The sequence below is a fragment of the Streptomyces sp. NPDC088747 genome (genome assembly GCF_044751025.1).
In the GTDB taxonomy this organism is placed as follows: Bacteria; Actinomycetota; Actinomycetes; order Streptomycetales; family Streptomycetaceae; genus Streptomyces.
Genome location: NZ_JBIVKZ010000008.1, coordinates 277,262 through 292,903 on the forward strand (window position 1 = coordinate 277,262; position 15,642 = coordinate 292,903).

The following is a 15,642-nucleotide window of genomic DNA, read 5'->3' on the forward strand; positions in this document are numbered from 1 at the left end:
GGTACGGGCATGGCTAACCGTAGGCCGCTGTCCGCGCGGGCGATCGCCGACGGCTTCCGCCGCGGCCCGCCCCACCCCCACGCGCTGCGCGCCACCCGCCCCACCCCAGGCACACCAGCTGCCACACCAGTCACACCCCCCGCACAAAGCCCCGCACCGGGCACGTCCTCTGCGTCTGGGCGAAAGGTGTGGATCCCTTTCCCGTGCACCGCAGTTCACAGCCGGACCCGACCCTTGTACGTGCCACCCGTACGGCACCACCGCCCCACCCCCCACCTCGCATGTCATTCACGACGTCTTGGGAGCAGCAGCATGTGTGAGGACGACCACGGCACGGACGGAAACGACGGCATGGGCAGACGCGCCCTGATCGTGACGGGAACGGCCGCCGCGCTTACGTTGGGGAGCGTGACCTTCTCACCGGGATACGACGCGGAGGCGGCGAGCGACCAGGAGACGAGGACGGTGCGCGGCACGCTGCCCACCGGCTCGCCGGACTTCGTGTATCTGCCGGTCGAAATCCCGGCCGGTGTGCGGGAGTTCAAGGTCGCGTACAGCTACGAGAGGCCGTCGGTCCCGGCCGGCACCCAGGGCAACGCCCTCGACATCGGCGTCTTCGACGAGCGCGGCACCGAGCTCGGCGGCAGGGGCTTCCGCGGCTGGTCGGGCGGCGCCCGCTCGGAGTTCTTCATCCGCGCGGACGAGGCGACGCCGGGCTACATCCCAGGACCGGTCCGGCCGGGCACCTGGTACATCGCCCTCGGCCCGTACACGGTGTCGCCGCAGGGGCTGCCGTACGTGATCACGATCACGCTGACGTACGGGGAGCCCGGCGCCGTCGTGAGGCCGGTGTATCCGCCCTCGCGTGCCAGGGGCAGGGGCCGCGCCTGGTACCGCGGGGACTGCCACCTGCACTCCTGGTACTCGGACGGCCGCCGCACCCCCGCCGAGATCGCGGACCTCGCCCGCGCCGCCGGCCTGGACTTCATCAACACCTCCGAGCACAACACCCACTCCGGGCACGCCCACTGGGCCGAGGAGGCGGGTGACGACCTGCTGGTCATGGTCGGCGAGGAGGTCACGACGCGCAACGGACACGTCCTGGCCCTCGGCACCGACCCCGGCACCCTCATCGACTGGCGCTACCGCGCCCGCGACAACCGGTTCGGCAGGTACGCCCGGGAGATCCGCCGCTCCGGCGGCCTGGTCGTCCCCGCCCACCCGCACGCCACCTGCATCGGCTGCAACTGGAAGTTCGGCTTCGGGGAGGCGGACGCGGTCGAGGTGTGGAACGGCGCGTACACCGCCGACGACGAGATCGCCCTCGCGGACTGGGACGGCATGCTGGTGGCGTCGGTGCGGGAGGGCCGTGGCTGGATCCCGGCGATGGGCAACAGCGACGCCCACCGTGACCCCGACCCGGTCGGCACCCCGCAGACGGTCGTCCTCGCCGACGACCTGACCCGCCAGGACATCCAGGCGGGCATCCGGGCGGGCCGCTCGTACGTGGCGGAGTCGAAGTCGGTGTCGCTCGCCTTCACGGCGTCCGGGTCCAAGGGCGAGCACGCGGGTATCGGGGAGCGGCTGAGGGTCGGCCGGGACACCCCGGTCACGGTCCGCCTGGAAGTCACCGGCGCACCGGGCTGCACGGTCCGCTTCATCACCGACCAGGGCGTACTGTTCACCAGCGCCCCGCTACCGTCGGACGGCTCCGGCACGGTCGAGTGGCCCACGACGGCTTCGTACGCGGCGTACGCACGGGCCGAGGTCCGCCACGCGGTCCTGCTCCCCCCGCTGCCGGGGGCACTGGCGGCGTTCACGAACCCGATCTTCCTGGGCCGCTGATCAGCCTCAGCCCCGACCCACGACCTGCGGGTCGCGAAATTAGTACACGACAGTCACGCCCGGACCGGGTGTACGTGTACTCCACTGAGGGACGGCGCCGACCGGGGATCTCGCGACCGACCGCCGGATTCCGGCCGATGCCGGTATGCCTTACGACCACGGCCACGCCCGCGGGGTCACCCTCCCGCCCTCTCCCTGCCGCACTCCGCCCACAGCACCTTGCCGCCCCTGGACGCGCCCAGCTCCCTCAGCACGGACACGCCCCACGCGGCGGCGCAGGCCCGTACGAGGTACAGGCCGCGGCCGTGTTCGGCGGTTTCCGGGGATACGGGGGCGGCTTCGCGGAAGCCGGGGGGAACTCTTGGGTCCGTGTCCCAGACGGCGACCCTGAGTCGGTCCGGGTTCTCCGAGAGAACGCGGAGCGCGTAGGGGCCCAGGGTGTGCAGGTGGGCGTTGGTGAGCAGCTCGGAGGCCAGGAGTTCGGCGGTGGGGACGAATTCGGTGAGGTCGTGGGCGGCGAGGACGGTCCGGAGGGTGGACCGGGCGATGCCCGGAGCCCGGGGATCGTGCGGAAGTTGCAGGGTGTAGGACCAGGGCGGCGATACGGTTGCCATGGAAGTTTCCGATCACGAGAGGGAGTTGGGATCTTCGTTTCCGGGTGCCCAGTGACCGCGGTCGCTCCGTCGAGCGGGGTGCTTCTGGGCGAGGCGCCCGAGTCAGTAAGCTAGCGGCTTGACACCTAATACATTTCCCATTTTGGCAATCGCATTAGTATTTCTCTCGTGTGGGTGACTCCAACGTTCGTCTGAGCTAGGAGAGTTGAGTCATGGCGCCCAGGACCGCCACCACCGCCCGTCGGCTGCGTCTCGGCACGGAGTTGCGGCGACTGCGCGAGCGAGCGGGGCTGACCGTCACCGAGGGCGCACGCCAACTAGGGGTCAGTCAGGCTCAGCTCAGCAACATCGAGGCCAGCCGGTTCGGCGTGAGCCCTGACCGGCTGCGCGCGCTGGCCCGCATCTACCGCTGCTCCGACACGTCGTACGTCGAGGCGCTGATCGAGTTGGCCACGGAGCGGAAGGGGAACTGGTGGGAGACGTTCCGGGAAGTACTGCCCGCCGGCCTGCTCGACCTGGCCGAGGTCGAGCACCACGCGGTCAGGCTGCGAGCCGCCAACACGGCGCACATCCCCGGCCTGTTGCAGATCGCCGACCACGCCCGCGCCATTTACGAGCAGGCTGTTCCCGAGTTCAGCCGCAGGGAGATCGAGCACCGGGTGAGCCACCGGCTCCAACGCCAAGCGCTCCTGGAAGAGGGCACCCCCGTGCCGTACCAGGCGTTGATCCACGAGGCCGCCCTGCGCGTTCCCGTCGGCGGCCCGCCCGTCGTGAAGCGGCAGTTGAACCACCTGCTGACACAGAGCGAACGCGCGCACATCACCATCCAGGTCATCCCGTTCGCCATCGGCGCCCACCCAGGCTCCGGACAGACGTTCCTGTACATCCACGGAACGGTCCCCCGGCTCGACACGGTTTCACTGGATCAGTCGCACGGGCCCGCCCAGGTCGACGCCGAAGCCGAACTGGACACCTACCGGAACCTGCTCAACCGCATGGAGTCGGTCGCGCTCCCGCCGGAAAGATCCAGGGACTTCATCCACAGCCTTTCCACCGAACTGTGAAGGGGATCCCCATGCCCGCCTACACCTGGCAGAAGTCGTCCTACTGCGCCCAGGGCGAGTCCTGCGTCCACGTCGCCGCCACCGCTGAAACGGTCCATCTCACCGAAAGCGGCGACCCGGCCCAGTCCATACTTTCGACCGACCGAGACACCTTCGGCGCTCTTCTCAGAGCGCTCCGGGAGAACCACGACTGAACCGACCCGTAGCCGTCACCGACGAAAGAGCCCCCCATGCCCCGCCACCACGAGCTCAAGTTCCGGGTCGTCACGTCGCTTCAGCGGTGGGTCGGCAATCCGGTCATGAAACTGCTGCCGTTCCAGACGCTGTTGGAGACCACGGGGCGGAAGTCGGGGCTGGCGCGCCGTACTCCGGTCGGTGGGCGGCGGATCGGGCGGGAGTTCTGGATCGTGTCGGAGTACGGGGAGAAGTCGCAGTACGTGCGGAACATCAAGGCGGACCCGCGCGTCCGGGTCCGCGTCAAGGGACACTGGCACGAGGGGACGGCCCACCTGCTGCCCCAGGACGACGCCCGCGCCCGGCTCAGGTCCCTGCCCCGGCTGAACAGCACGGCGGTACGCGCGGTCGGCACCAACCTGCTGACGGTGCGGGTGGATCTGACGGACGGCGCACCCGATCGCCCCGCTTGAGCACCCGCCGGTCGGAGTATCGGAGTCGAGGTGTGACGCGGCACACTCCCACCGGCCGATGATCCCGGCCGCGCCCACCGGTCCGCCGCTGACCAAGCACACGGAGCTGGTGAACTGGCTCAAAGGCCGGGCACGGCTGGGCCACGCCTCCCGGCACCCGGACGGCGGGCGGTGCCGTCAGCCCTCTCGTCGTTCTCCCCGCTCGACCAGGCCGGACGGTCCGGACAGCCCGTCCAGGCGGGCCAGTTGCGCGGGCGACGGTTCGAGGTGGACGGCCGCGAGGTTCTCCTCCAGGTGGTCCGTGCTCGCCGTGCCCGGGATCGGGAGGATGACCGGCGAGTGGGCCAGGAGCCAGGCCAGGGAGACCTGGGTGGGGGTGGCGTCGAGTTCGGCGGCGACGGCGGCGACCTCGGCCCTCGCGCCGAAGTCACCCGCCGCGACCGGCCGCCACGGCAGGAACGCGATGCCCGCCGCCTCGCAGGCCGCGAGAACCGGCTCGTACTCGCGGTCGAGCAGGTTGTAGCGGTTCTGGACGCTGGCGATGTCGACGATCTCCCGTGACCGGCCGAGTTCGGAGACGGTCACCTCGGAGAGGCCGATCCGGCCCACCTTGCCCTCGTCCCGGAGCTCCCGCAGCGTGCCGAGCTGGTCGGCGAGCGGGGTCTCCGGATCGATGCGGTGGAGCTGGAGCAGTTCGATCCGGTCGACGCGTAACCGGCGAAGGGCCAGGTCGACCTGGGCGCGCAGTACGGCGGGGCGGGCGTCGAGCCCCCACTCCCCCGTCGAGTCCGAGCGCGCGACACCGACCTTGGTGGTGATCAACAGCCCGTCCGGGTAGGGGTGGAGGGCCTCGGCGAGGAGTTCCTCGTTGGCTCCCCAGCCGTACATGTGGGCGGTGTCGATCAGCGTGACGCCCAGTTCGACGGCGCGCCGGGCCACCCCGATGGCGGCCTCGCGGTCCGGTCCCGGTTCGGTCGGCAGCCGCATGGCTCCGAACCCGAGCCGCCCCACGGCCAGGTCACCGCCGATACGGAACGTGGGCTGTGTCATCCGCTTCCCCTCCCCCTCACCGTCACTCGTTCGAGAGGCGGTTCAGCCACTCTGTCAGGAGCGTCGTCTCGGCAGGGGTGAGAGTCGCAGGCGTGGACTGGTGCAGGAGGGCGTTGAGACGGGCGGCCGTGACGGGGACGTGCGTCCTCTCAGCGTCGGGAGCCGGTGCCGGAACCGGAACCGGAGCAAGTGCCCCTGCCGCCGGGGCCGGGGCCGATGGTGCCTGCGCCGCTGCCGTACGGGAGTCCAACGCGTCCGGTGTGAAGACCACCGCGTGCACCGCGTCCCGTACCCGCCGTGCCACCGTCGCGTCCGTGAAGGTCGCCGGGCGCGAGACCAGCATCAGGGCGACGCCGACGTTCGCGGACATGATCATCTGCGCGGCGAGTTCCGGGGCGAGGCGCAACTTGCCCTGTTCGGCGGCCCGTCGGAGGTCGGAGGTGAGGATCTGGTGGGACTCCAGGGCCGCCGCCGGGGGTGTGCGCATCGCCGGGGAGTTCATCAGGCGGTAGAGGTTCGGGTTCTGGAGGGCGAACTCGGTGTGGCTGTCCCAGCCTTCGCGCAGGTCCTGGACGGGGTCCGTGCCGGGGGCGCGGTCGCGTTTGGTGGCCAGGTACTTGTCCCAGCCGTGGTCGACGACCGCCGACAACAGGCCTTCCTTGTCCCCGAAGTGACGGTAGAGCGCGGGGGCACCGACCCCGGCGGCCTCACAGACCGCCCGGGTCGAGACATCACCGTCCGGGGACTCCGCGACCAGCCTGGCCGCCACTTCGAGTATGCGCGCTTTCGTACTCACGACAGCGACGTTAACGGACGTCACGGCGTCAGCTCTCCCGCCGGTCGGCGAGGTGCGGGACCAGCAGGTCCGCCAGGCCGATGCGCTCCAGGAACTCGGTGCGGATCCGGTCCGCGACGAGGCTGACCTCCTCCGAGCCGTCGTTCGCCGGGTCGACGTGCACCCGGAACGGACGCGTGCCGTGCGGGGCGCCGACGACCTCGACGATCGCGTCGGCCACCTGGGACACGTCGGCGTCGGCGGGCGCGAGGGCGGCGAGGCGCTGCGAGACCTGGTCCATCAGGCCCGCGTAGCGCTCCTCGTACGCCGGGATCACGGTCTGCTCGGCGGGGTGGCCGCCGGTGGCGAAGTGGTTGGTGCCGGAGGTGAAGGAGCCCGGCACGACGATGGTCGTCTCGATGTCGAAGCGGGCCAGTTCGGCGGCGTACGACACCGCGAGGGCGTCCATCGCGGCCTTCGCGGCGAAGTACGGCGCCAGATACGGCGGGGTGCCGCCGCGTGTCGAGGTGGAGCCGACCCACAGCACCAGGCCGTGGCCCCGGGCGCGAAGGTGCGGCAGCGCGGCCCGGTTGACCCGCTGGGTGCCCAGCACGTTCGTGTCGTACACCGCGGCCAGTTCCTCCGGGGTGAAGGCCTCCGCCGGGCCGGTCACCATGTGGCCCGCGTTGTGCACGACCACGTCGAGCGCGCCGGCCTCGGCCAGGATCGTGGCGACCGCGGCGTCCGCCGACTCCTGGGAGAGGACGTCCAGTTCGACCGTACGCAGGTCCACCTGGTGTTCGGCTGCGTAGGCGGCGGCCTCGGCGACCCGGTCGGCGTTGCGGCCGGTGACGTCACGCATCGCGGCGTAGACGGTGTGCCCGGCGCGGGCGAGCGCTCGGGCGGATATGGCGCCGAAGCCGGAACCGGCCCCGGTGATGACGATGGTCCTGCCTGTGGTGCTGCCTGTGGCGGTGGGCATGGCTGAACTCCTGGTAGATCGAGGGGGGTTGATCGCGGGGGGTTGCGCTTACGCGATGCCGCCGTTGGCGCGGAGCACCTGGCCGTTGACCCAGCGGCCCGCGGGACCGGCGAGGAAGGAGACGACCCCGGCGATGTCCCGCGGGGTGCCGAGGCGCTCCAGCGGCGGCTGGGCTGCCATCCGCGCGATGGTCTCCTCGTCCTTGCCGTCCAGGAACAGGGCGGTGGCGGTGGGGCCGGGGGCGACGGCGTTCACGGTGATGTCCCGGCCGCGCATCTCGCGGGCGAGGATCAGGGTGACGGCCTCGACGGCGCCCTTGGTGGCGGCGTACGCGGTGTAGCCGGGGATCGCCAGCGCCAGTACGGAGCTGGAGAAGTTGATGATCGCGCCGCCCTCGCGGAGCCGGCGCGCGGCCTGCTGGTCGACGACGAACGTGCCGCGGATGTTGGTGCGGTGCATCCGGTCGAGGGAGTCGAGGTCGAGGTCCACGAGCGGGGCCAGTGCCATGACACCGGCCGCGTGGACGACGACATCGACCCCGCCGTACGTGCTCTCCGCGGTGTCGAAGAGGGCGGCGACCTGGGTCTCGTCGGCGACGTCGGCGCGGACGGCGATCGCCTCTCCGCCCGCCCCGGTGATCGCGGCGACGGCCTTGTCTGCCTCGGCCTCGTTGCCCGCGTAGTTGACGACGACCGCGAATCCGTCGGAGGCCAGCCGCTCGGCGGTCTCCCGGCCGATCCCGCGGGACCCTCCGGTGACGATCGCGACGCGACGGGCGGAGGTGCTGGGCTGCTCACTCATGGGGTGCTCCTTGTCCTGGTGGGGTAGCGACTTCCGCTCCCCGACAGAAGCAACGCTACCACCGGAACCGTATCGACGCTACCCCAGAACGTAGCGTTGCTACGCTCACAGGCGTAACGGCTGGCTCACACCACCCCGACCTGCGGAAAAGGCCACCGGAGCCGAGCAGAAACCCCGTATCCGGAGCCCTCACCCCTCACCCCTCACCCCTGCCACACGATCGACTGCACCTCGCTGTACGCGTGCAGGGCGTAGGAGCCCACGTCCCGGCCCACGCCGCTCTTCTTGAACCCGCCGAACGGGGCCTCCATGTTGCGGCCGACGGTGTTGACGCCGACGCCGCCCGCGCGGAGCTGCCGGGCGACGCGGAAGGCGCGGGCCACGTCGCCGGACCAGACGTAGTCGATGAGGCCGTAGTCACTGTCGTTGGCGAGGGCTATGCCCTCCTCCTCGTCGTCGAAGGGGAGGACCACGACGACGGGGCCGAAGATCTCCTCGCGGACCACCCGCATGTCCGGGGTGCAGTCGGCGAGCAGGGTGGGCGCCACGTAGAAGCCGCGGTCGAGAGGCGGCCGTACGCCGCCAGTGACCACCCGCGCGCCCTCCTTCCGGCCGAGTTCGACGTACGACTCGATCCGGTCGCGATGGGCGGCGGAGATCACCGGCCCGACCACCGTCCCCGGCTCGCGCGGGTCCCCGACCGTCAACCGGGAGGCGTACGACGCCAGTCGCTCGACGAGCCGGTCGTGCAGGCCGCGCTGGACCAGTACCCGGGTCGGCGCCGTGCAGATCTGGCCGCTGTAGAAGGAGAACGTGGTGCCGATCCCCGACACCGCCGACTCCAGGTCCGCGTCGTCGAAGACGACCGCCGCGCCCTTGCCGCCCAGCTCCATCAGCTGGCGCTTCATCCCGCGCCCGCACACCTCGGCGATGCGCTGCCCGACGGCGGTCGAGCCGGTGAAGCTGACCATGTCCACGTCCGGGGAGTCGACCGCCGCCTCGCCGACCTCGGCGCCGGTCCCGCCGACCACGTTCACGACGCCCGGCGGGACGCCCGCCGCCTCCAGGGCCTCCGCCATCCGGTAGACGGAGAGGGGGTCCTGCGGGGCGGGCTTCACGACCACCGTGTTGCCCATGGCGAGGGCGGGGGCGATCTTGCCCGCCGGGTTGGCCCAGGGGTTGTTGTACGAGGTGATGCAGGTGACGACGCCGACGGGCTGGCGCACCGCGAGGGCGCCCATGACGGCCGCCCCGCCGAACGGCCCGGCCTCGTTGATCTGCGGCGGGAGCGGCTGCTCGACGGGTTCGGTGCGCGCGTACCGGCGGAAGCGGGCCATGCCGACGCCCACCTGCATCGCCCGCGCGGTGCCGGTCGTGGCGCCGCTCTCGGCCTGCGCGAGTTCGGCGTACGGGAGGAGGTTGCGCCTGATGATGCCGGCCGCCCGGCCGAGCACCGCGGCACGCTCCTCGGCGGGGGTGCGCGACCACGGCCCGAAGGCCTCGCGGGCCGCCGCGGCGGCGGCGTGCACCTGGTCCCGCGAGGCCTCCGGGGCCCGCCCGACGACCTGTTCGGTCGCCGGGTCGGTCACCTCGTGGAACCCGTGCTCGGGCGCCACCCACGAGCCGCCGACGAACAGCCGCTGTTCCGCGGGCACTTCACCGCTCACCTGGTGCTCACCGTCTCGGTGTCCCGACCCGAGCGCAGCACCTTCCCCGGCACGGCCCCGGTCGTCACGTCACGGCGTATGGCCTCGACGCCGTTGACCCACACGGCCGTTACGCCGATCGCCTTGGAGTCCAGACGCGGACTGTCACCCGGCAGGTCGTGCACCAGGGTGGCCTTGCCGGCGTCGATCCGCTCCGGGTCGAAGAGCACCAGGTCCGCATGCCAGCCCACCTCCACGCGGCCACGCTCACGCAGCCCGAAGAGCCGCGCCGGGTCGTCGGTCAGCATCTTCACGGCCTGCTCCAGCGTGAGGAGTTTCCGCCCGCGCAGACAGTCGCCGATGAAGCGGGTCGTGTACGGGGCTCCGCACATGCGGTCCAGGTGGGCGCCCGCGTCGGAGCCGCCGAGCATGACGTCCTCGTGGTGCCAGGTCTCCTGCCGCAGGGCCCACGAGCCGGGGTCGTTGTCGGCCGGCATCGGCCAGAGCACGGTGCGCATGTCGTCGGCCGCGCAGATCTCCACCAGGCACTCGAAGGGCTCCTGGCCGCGCTCGGCCGCGATGTCGTCGACGACCCGCCCGGTCAGACCCTCGTTCGCGGCGCTGTAGGTGTCCCCGATGACGTACCGGCCGAAGTCGGCGAGGCGCCGGAAGACGCCCGCCTCCTTGCTGGTGGCCCTGCGCAGCATCTCGGCGCGTACGTCCGGATCCCTCAGCCGGGCGATCCGTTCGGGCACGGGGAGGGCGAGCACCTCGCCCCAGCCGGGGATGAGGTTCAGCGCGCAGAAGGTGCCGAGCGACATGTTCATGGGGGTGAGGATCGGCATGGTGAGCGCGATGATCCGGCCGCCGGACCTGCGGGCGCGCTCACTCGCCTCCAGCTGGCGCGGGACGCGCTCGGGGACGGCGGCGTCGATCGTCAGCACGTTCCAGTTGAGGGGGCGGCCCGCCGCCGCGCTCATCCCGACGAACAGATCGATCTCGGCGTCGCTGAACTGGTCGAGGCAGCCCGCGACGATCGCCTCGATCTGCGTGCCCTCGTGTTCGCCCACCGCGCGGGAGAGGGCCAGCAGTTCGGCGGGTTCCGCGTGCCGCGAGGCGACCGGTTTCCCGTCGCCGTCGGAGTGCGTGGAGGACTGGGTGGTGGAGAAACCCCAGGCTCCCGCGGCCATCGCCTCGTGGAACAGGGCGAGCATCTGGGCCAGTTGCTCCTCGGTGGGCTGCCCGCCGACCGCGTCCGCGCCCATGACGTACCGCCGCAGCGCGCAATGCCCCACCATGAAGCCCGCGTTGACGGCGATCCGGCCCTCCAGCGCGTCCAGGTACTCCCCGAAGCCGTGCCAGCTCCAGGGCGCGCCCTCCTCAAGAGCCACCAGGGACATGCCCTCGACCTTGGACATCATCCGGCGCGTGTAGTCGGCGTCCTCGGGCCGGTCCGGGTGCAGAGGGGCCAGCGTGAAGCCGCAGTTGCCGCCCGCGACGGTCGTCACCCCGTGGTTCAGGGACGGGGTGGCGTAGGGGTCCCAGAAGAGCTGGGCGTCGTAGTGCGTGTGCGGGTCGACGAAGCCGGGAGCCAGGACGAGCCCGGCGGCGTCCTCGCTCGTACGGGACGGCTCGGTGACCGCGCGGTCGATCACCGCGATACGGCCGTCCCGGATGCCCACGTCCGCGGTGTAAGCGGGGCCTCCCGTGCCGTCCACGACGGTCACGCCCCTGATCAGATGGTCGAGCATCGCGCGGGAACCCCCTATGCGGCAGCCTGACGGAACCTGGTCGTCCGGTGCACCGGATCGGTGTCGATCTTCGGAATCACGTGCTCGCCGATCAGCCTGATCGACTGGAGGGTGTCCTCCCGGGAGATCCCGATCGGCATCCCGAAGCTGAGCTGGTCGGCGCCCGCCTGCTCCCAGCGCTTGCACTGGGTGAGCACCTCGGCCGGGTCGCCGCAGATCAACAGCTCCTCGGAGATGAGGAGTTCGATGATCTCCTCGTTGAACTCGGGAAGCGTCTCCGGCCAGACCGGGAAGCCCTCGGGGCGCGGGAAGGTGTCGTGGTAGCGGAAGACGAGCGACTGGAGGTAGTGCAGCCCACCGCTCGCCGCGATCCGCACGGCCTCCGCGTGCGTCGGCGCGCAGATGGCCGTCGAGGTCACCATCACGTTGTCGTTGACGAAGTCCCCGACCGGCCGCGCCTCCACGATCGCCGTCTTGTACTGATCGAGGACCCACTCCATGTCGGAGACCTTCTGCACACTGAAGCCGAGGACCCCGAGCCCCTTGCGGGCGGCCATGGCGTACGAGGGCGGCGACCCGGCGGCGTACCACATGGCGGGGTGCGACTTCCCGTACGGCTTGGGGAGGATCTTGCGCGGCGGGAGCTGCCAGTGCTTGCCCTGGAACCCCGGGTACTCCTCCTGGAGCCACATCTTGGGGAACTCGGCGATGGTCTCTTCCCAGATCTCCTTGGTGTAGTTCATGTCGGTGACGCCGGGGATGAAGCCGAGGATCTCGTGCGAGCCCGCGCCCCGGCCGCTGCCGAACTCGAAGCGGCCCTCGCTGAGATGGTCGAGCATGGCGACCTTCTCGGCGACCTTCACGGGGTGGTTGACCTGGGCGAGCGGGTTGAAGATCCCGGAGCCGAGGTGGATGCGCTCGGTGGCGTGCGCGAGGTATCCGAGGTAGACGTCGTTGGCGGAGAGGTGCGAGTACTCCTCCAGGAAGTGGTGCTCGGAGGCCCAGGCGTACTTGAAGTTGGACTTGTCGGCCTGGATGACGTACTCGGTCTCCTCCATCAGCGCCTTGTGCTCCGCGAGCGGATCGGTCTCGGCCCGCTTGCCCACGTATCCCTGTACAAAGAGCCCGAATTCCAAGGAGGTTCACCGTCCCCACGTCTTTGTCGACGTCCCGGCAGCGCTGCCGGACACCATGATCTGACGAACCGTCAGATTCATCTGCCGCCGACTGTTCCACCGCGCCCGTGAGGCGTCAATAGCTGACGTCGCGTCAGCCGGCCGGCCCGGGGTCACAGCACGCTCACCCCCGCCAGCCACCCCCCGTCGATCACGAAAGGCTGCCCGGTGATGTACGAGGAGTCCTCGCCGGTGAGGAACAGGGCGAGCCGGGCCACCTCCTGGGGCCTGCCGATCCTGCCGAGCGGCACGAGCTTGCGGTACAGCCCGTCGAGCGCCTCCGAGGCCGCCGCGCCGTCGGCGGGGTCCGCGCCCGGGTCCAGTCGCGCCGGGTTGCTCATGGCGGTGTCGATGGCGCCAGGACAGACGGCGTTGACCCGGATGCCCTTCGCGGCGAGTTCGAGGGCCGCGACCCTGGTCAGCCCGATGATGGCGTGCTTGGTCGCGGAGTAGGCGCCCACCATGGCCATTCCGGTGAGCCCGGCGTAGGAGGCGGTGTTGACGATGGTGCCGCCGCCCGCGGCGGCGATCTCGGGCGCGAGGGTTTTGATGCCGAGGAAGACGCCGACCTGGTTGACCTGCACGACCCGCTGGAACTCCTCCAGCGGGGTGTCGACGAGCTCGTTGAAGCGCAGGATCCCGGCGTTGTTGACAAGCCCGTCGATCCGCCCGTACGCGCTCGTGGCGGCCGCGACCGCGGCCAGCCAGTCCTCCTCCAGGCTCACGTCGAGATGCACGTACCGCGCGCCGATCTCCTTGGCCAGGGCCTCTCCCTGGTCGTCGAGCACGTCCGCGACGAGGACCTCGGCGCCCTCCGCCACGAAGAGCCGCGCCTCCTGCTCACCCTGCCCGCGCGCCGCCCCGGTGACGAGGACGACCCGTCCGTCCAGCTTGCCCATGGCTCTCCCTCAGTCGAGTAGCGGAGCGACGTCGGCGCCGAACGCCGTTATTTGGTCGGTGAGTTCGGTACGCCCCCGGCTGCGGAACCGCACCTGTATCTGGTGCACACCCATCGCGCCGTACGCCCGCAGCGACTCGGCGAGGGCCTCGGGCGACCCGTGCAGCGTGCGCCGCCCGACCCCCCAGCCGGGCGTGCCGACGTACAGCGGCTCCGTGATGGCGCCGACGGTGACGGGGTCCGTGACGCCCGCCTCCCGCCTGATCCTGTGCAGCTTGGCGATCTGCTCCGGCAGCCGGTCGCGCGGATCGCCCTGCGGCAGCCAGCCGTCACCGCGCAGCGCGGCCCTGCGCACGGCGGCGGGCGAGGACCCGCCGACCCAGACGGGCACGCGCTCCTGTGCCGGCCGGGGAAGCTGGCCCAACCCCTCGAAGTCGTACAACTTGCCGTGGTGCACCGGGTATTCGTTCGGTCCGAGCGCCGCCCTGAGCGCGTCGATCGACTCGTCCAGGACCGCCCCCCGCCGCGCGAAGTCCACCCCCAGCGCCTCGAACTCCTCCGGTACGTGCCCGGCCCCGACGCCGAGGATCAGCCGCCCCCCGCTCAGGTGGTCCAGGGTCGCGTACTGCTTGGCGGCGGCCAGCGGGTGCCGCAGCCCGACGATCGCGACGTGGCTGAGCAGCCGTACGCGCTCGGTCACGGCCGCGAGGTGGGCGAGGGTGGCCACGGGGTCGTACCAGACGGTGCTCATGGCGTCGGCCAGCCGGCGCGGGATCGCGACGTGGTCGCAGCTCGCCAGGTACGCGAAGCCCGCTTGCTCGGCGGCCCTGGCGATCTCGACGAGGTCCGGCGGGCCCGCGCCCGCCTCCCACGGCTCGGCATAGATGGTGCTCTGCGACTGGATCGGGAGCTGCATCCCGTACGCGAGTCGCCCTTCCGGCAGTACGTGCATTGGCGCCCCTTGGATACTGACGGTCCGTCAAGTCATGGACACACCGGCCATAGTCGTAGCTGACGGAGCATCAGACAAGGGGTGGGGAAGGGTCGGCTGCGGGGAGGCAGTGGCCGGGCCGTCGCCGTCACCAGGCCGGATCCCGTCCTGGCCTCCACAACGGCCTCCGGACTGTCCGCGTCCGGCACGTAATTGCCGGGGCTCGTCGCGGTCGCGTCCCAGGGGCGTAACCGGGTGAGGGCGGCCCGGAGAGGGGCCCGTACTGCCCGGTGAAGGTTCCGGGGGGTCCGGGGCCGACGACCCGAGGAGAGCCCGATGTTCCGCAACGGCAACCGCACCCGCAACCGCTTCGCGATGATCGCCGCGTCCGCCGCCGCCGGCGCCATGCTGCTGACCGCCTGCGACGGAACCGGCACCGACGCCGCCACCTCGACGGGCAAGGAGGTCGCGGGCGCCGCCGCCGCCGCCGCGCGCAGCCTGAACCTCCTGAGCGGCACCGCCGAGCAGAACAGCGCCAAGCCCGGCACCGGTGACTGGGCGAACTCGCCCGGCAAGCCCGCCTCCAGGCCGGTGGCGCGCAGGTGGGTACAGCTCAGCGCCTCCCGCGCGGGCGCCCTCGACCCGGTGGTCGTCAACGGCGCCGGCTTCACCCTCTACCGCTTCGACAAGGACACCGCCGACCCCTCCAGGTCCAACTGCGACGGCGACTGCGCCACCACCTGGCCGCCCGTCCTCATCGCCCCCGGCGGCAGGATCTTCATCGACGGCGTGGACAAGTCCGACGTCGGTGTGGTCGAGCGCACCGACGGCACCCTCCAGGTCACGCTCGGCGGCTGGCCGGTCTACCGCTTCAGCAAGGACCTCAAGCCGGGTGACACCAACGGGCAGGGTGTGGGCGGAACCTGGTTCGGCGTGACGCCCGACGGCCAGAAGGCGGGCGTACCTTCCGAGGAGCCGGCCGCTCCGGGGGAGAACGAGGGCGACGACCAGGGTGACGGCCAGGGCGAAGCCGCCACCAGCGCCGTCCTCTTCGACGACCCCGCCTTCGCCGACAACGGCTCCCAGGGCCTCGCGGGCGAGGGCTGCCAGAACGTCTTCCGCGACGACGTCGCCTCCTCCATACAGGCGGAGGGCTCCCTGAAGATCTGGTCGGAGGCCGACTGCGAGGGCCAGTCCAAGGTGATCGACGGTGACGTGGCGGACCTGAGCACGATCGGCTTCGACAACGACGTGTCGTCGGTGTTCTTCGGCTGAGTCCCCTCGCGGGGAACGGTGTTGAAGGCCGTGCTCCGCAGGAAGCGGTGTCGCAGGCCGTGCCCCCGCGGGGAGCGGGGTCGCAAGGCCGCACCCCCGCAGGCAGCGGTGCCGCCGGGCCGTGCCCCTGCGGGAAACGGTGCCGCCGGGCCGCACCCCCGCGGGAAACGGTGTCCCAGGCCGCGCCC

15 protein-coding genes are annotated in these 15,642 nt (G+C 71.3%); 5 read left to right on the top strand and 10 right to left on the bottom strand.

The annotated features are described in order from the left end of the window. Positions 1-312: 312 nt before the first annotated feature. Positions 313-1,845, top strand: a complete 1,533-nt coding sequence (locus tag ACIP79_RS21075) for a CehA/McbA family metallohydrolase (RefSeq protein ID WP_401225409.1) — start codon at positions 313-315, stop codon at positions 1,843-1,845. A gap of 176 nt (positions 1,846-2,021) precedes the next feature. Here the strand turns inward: ACIP79_RS21075 and ACIP79_RS21080 are convergent, their stop codons facing one another. Further along, positions 2,022-2,459 carry an ATP-binding protein gene (locus ACIP79_RS21080; RefSeq protein WP_401225410.1) on the bottom strand — a complete coding sequence of 146 codons (438 nt, stop codon included), beginning with the start codon at positions 2,457-2,459 and terminating at the stop codon, positions 2,022-2,024. 212 nt (positions 2,460-2,671) lie between these two features. On the opposite strand from ACIP79_RS21080, the gene ACIP79_RS21085 reads away from it, so the two are divergent. The 3 genes from ACIP79_RS21085 to ACIP79_RS21095 are packed head-to-tail and all read left to right on the top strand — an operon-like array spanning position 2,672 to position 4,170. After that, the gene (locus ACIP79_RS21085; protein WP_401225412.1) at positions 2,672-3,523 is read left to right on the top strand and encodes a helix-turn-helix domain-containing protein; all 852 of its coding nucleotides are present in this window, start codon (positions 2,672-2,674) and stop codon (positions 3,521-3,523) included. 11 nt (positions 3,524-3,534) lie between these two features. Further along, a complete protein-coding gene (locus ACIP79_RS21090; protein WP_401225415.1) occupies positions 3,535-3,717 on the top strand; it encodes a DUF397 domain-containing protein in 183 nt (60 codons plus the stop codon). Between the two features lie 36 nt (positions 3,718-3,753). Then, positions 3,754-4,170: a nitroreductase/quinone reductase family protein gene (locus tag ACIP79_RS21095; RefSeq protein ID WP_401225417.1), complete on the top strand. Its 417-nt coding sequence runs from the start codon at positions 3,754-3,756 to the stop codon at positions 4,168-4,170. Between the two features lie 177 nt (positions 4,171-4,347). Here the strand turns inward: ACIP79_RS21095 and ACIP79_RS21100 are convergent, their stop codons facing one another. The 9 genes from ACIP79_RS21100 to ACIP79_RS21140 form a co-directional block, all read right to left on the bottom strand. Beyond that, on the bottom strand, positions 4,348-5,220 hold the full coding sequence (locus tag ACIP79_RS21100) for an aldo/keto reductase (RefSeq protein ID WP_401225419.1): 873 nt from the start codon (positions 5,218-5,220) through the stop codon (positions 4,348-4,350). 22 nt (positions 5,221-5,242) lie between these two features. Next, positions 5,243-6,016, bottom strand: a complete 774-nt coding sequence (locus ACIP79_RS21105; protein ID WP_401225422.1) for a TetR/AcrR family transcriptional regulator — start codon at positions 6,014-6,016, stop codon at positions 5,243-5,245. 28 nt (positions 6,017-6,044) lie between these two features. Next, positions 6,045-6,977 (bottom strand): SDR family NAD(P)-dependent oxidoreductase, encoded by a 933-nt coding sequence (locus ACIP79_RS21110; RefSeq protein ID WP_401225423.1) that lies wholly within the window; start codon positions 6,975-6,977, stop codon positions 6,045-6,047. Positions 6,978-7,025: 48 nt separating this feature from the next. Further along, positions 7,026-7,778, bottom strand: a complete 753-nt coding sequence (locus tag ACIP79_RS21115; RefSeq protein ID WP_401225425.1) for an SDR family oxidoreductase — start codon at positions 7,776-7,778, stop codon at positions 7,026-7,028. Between the two features lie 203 nt (positions 7,779-7,981). Continuing rightward, complete coding sequence (locus ACIP79_RS21120; RefSeq protein ID WP_401225428.1) at positions 7,982-9,445, bottom strand: aldehyde dehydrogenase family protein; 1,464 nt, start codon at positions 9,443-9,445, stop codon at positions 7,982-7,984. Further along, entirely contained in the window at positions 9,442-11,175 is a 1,734-nt protein-coding gene (locus ACIP79_RS21125; protein WP_401225429.1) for an amidohydrolase family protein, read from the bottom strand. Before ACIP79_RS21125 ends, ACIP79_RS21120 begins: the two co-directional genes overlap by 4 nt. A 14-nt stretch (positions 11,176-11,189) precedes the next feature. Continuing rightward, entirely contained in the window at positions 11,190-12,311 is a 1,122-nt protein-coding gene (locus ACIP79_RS21130) for an LLM class flavin-dependent oxidoreductase (RefSeq protein ID WP_401225430.1), read from the bottom strand. 152 nt (positions 12,312-12,463) lie between these two features. Further along, a complete protein-coding gene (locus ACIP79_RS21135) occupies positions 12,464-13,249 on the bottom strand; it encodes an SDR family NAD(P)-dependent oxidoreductase (RefSeq protein ID WP_401225432.1) in 786 nt (261 codons plus the stop codon). A 9-nt stretch (positions 13,250-13,258) separates the two neighbouring features. Then, a complete protein-coding gene (locus ACIP79_RS21140) occupies positions 13,259-14,200 on the bottom strand; it encodes an LLM class F420-dependent oxidoreductase (protein ID WP_401225435.1) in 942 nt (313 codons plus the stop codon). A gap of 315 nt (positions 14,201-14,515) precedes the next feature. Between ACIP79_RS21140 and ACIP79_RS21145 the strand changes: the two genes are divergently transcribed. Continuing rightward, the gene (locus tag ACIP79_RS21145) at positions 14,516-15,454 is read left to right on the top strand and encodes a hypothetical protein (RefSeq protein ID WP_401225437.1); all 939 of its coding nucleotides are present in this window, start codon (positions 14,516-14,518) and stop codon (positions 15,452-15,454) included. Positions 15,455-15,642 lie beyond the last annotated feature (188 nt).

Excerpts from the sequence above, each read along its gene's own strand:
- ACIP79_RS21075 (WP_401225409.1), top strand. The coding sequence starts at position 313 with ATGTGTGAGGACGACCACGGCACGGACGGAAACGACGGCATGGGCAGA.
- ACIP79_RS21080 (WP_401225410.1), bottom strand. The coding sequence starts at position 2,459 with ATGGCAACCGTATCGCCGCCCTGGTCCTACACCCTGCAACTTCCGCAC.
- ACIP79_RS21085 (WP_401225412.1), top strand. The coding sequence starts at position 2,672 with ATGGCGCCCAGGACCGCCACCACCGCCCGTCGGCTGCGTCTCGGCACG.
- ACIP79_RS21090 (WP_401225415.1), top strand. The coding sequence starts at position 3,535 with ATGCCCGCCTACACCTGGCAGAAGTCGTCCTACTGCGCCCAGGGCGAG.
- ACIP79_RS21095 (WP_401225417.1), top strand. The coding sequence starts at position 3,754 with ATGCCCCGCCACCACGAGCTCAAGTTCCGGGTCGTCACGTCGCTTCAG.
- ACIP79_RS21100 (WP_401225419.1), bottom strand. The coding sequence starts at position 5,220 with ATGACACAGCCCACGTTCCGTATCGGCGGTGACCTGGCCGTGGGGCGG.
- ACIP79_RS21110 (WP_401225423.1), bottom strand. The coding sequence starts at position 6,977 with ATGCCCACCGCCACAGGCAGCACCACAGGCAGGACCATCGTCATCACC.
- ACIP79_RS21115 (WP_401225425.1), bottom strand. The coding sequence starts at position 7,778 with ATGAGTGAGCAGCCCAGCACCTCCGCCCGTCGCGTCGCGATCGTCACC.
- ACIP79_RS21125 (WP_401225429.1), bottom strand. The coding sequence starts at position 11,175 with ATGCTCGACCATCTGATCAGGGGCGTGACCGTCGTGGACGGCACGGGA.
- ACIP79_RS21135 (WP_401225432.1), bottom strand. The coding sequence starts at position 13,249 with ATGGGCAAGCTGGACGGACGGGTCGTCCTCGTCACCGGGGCGGCGCGC.
- ACIP79_RS21140 (WP_401225435.1), bottom strand. The coding sequence starts at position 14,200 with ATGCACGTACTGCCGGAAGGGCGACTCGCGTACGGGATGCAGCTCCCG.
- ACIP79_RS21145 (WP_401225437.1), top strand. The coding sequence starts at position 14,516 with ATGTTCCGCAACGGCAACCGCACCCGCAACCGCTTCGCGATGATCGCC.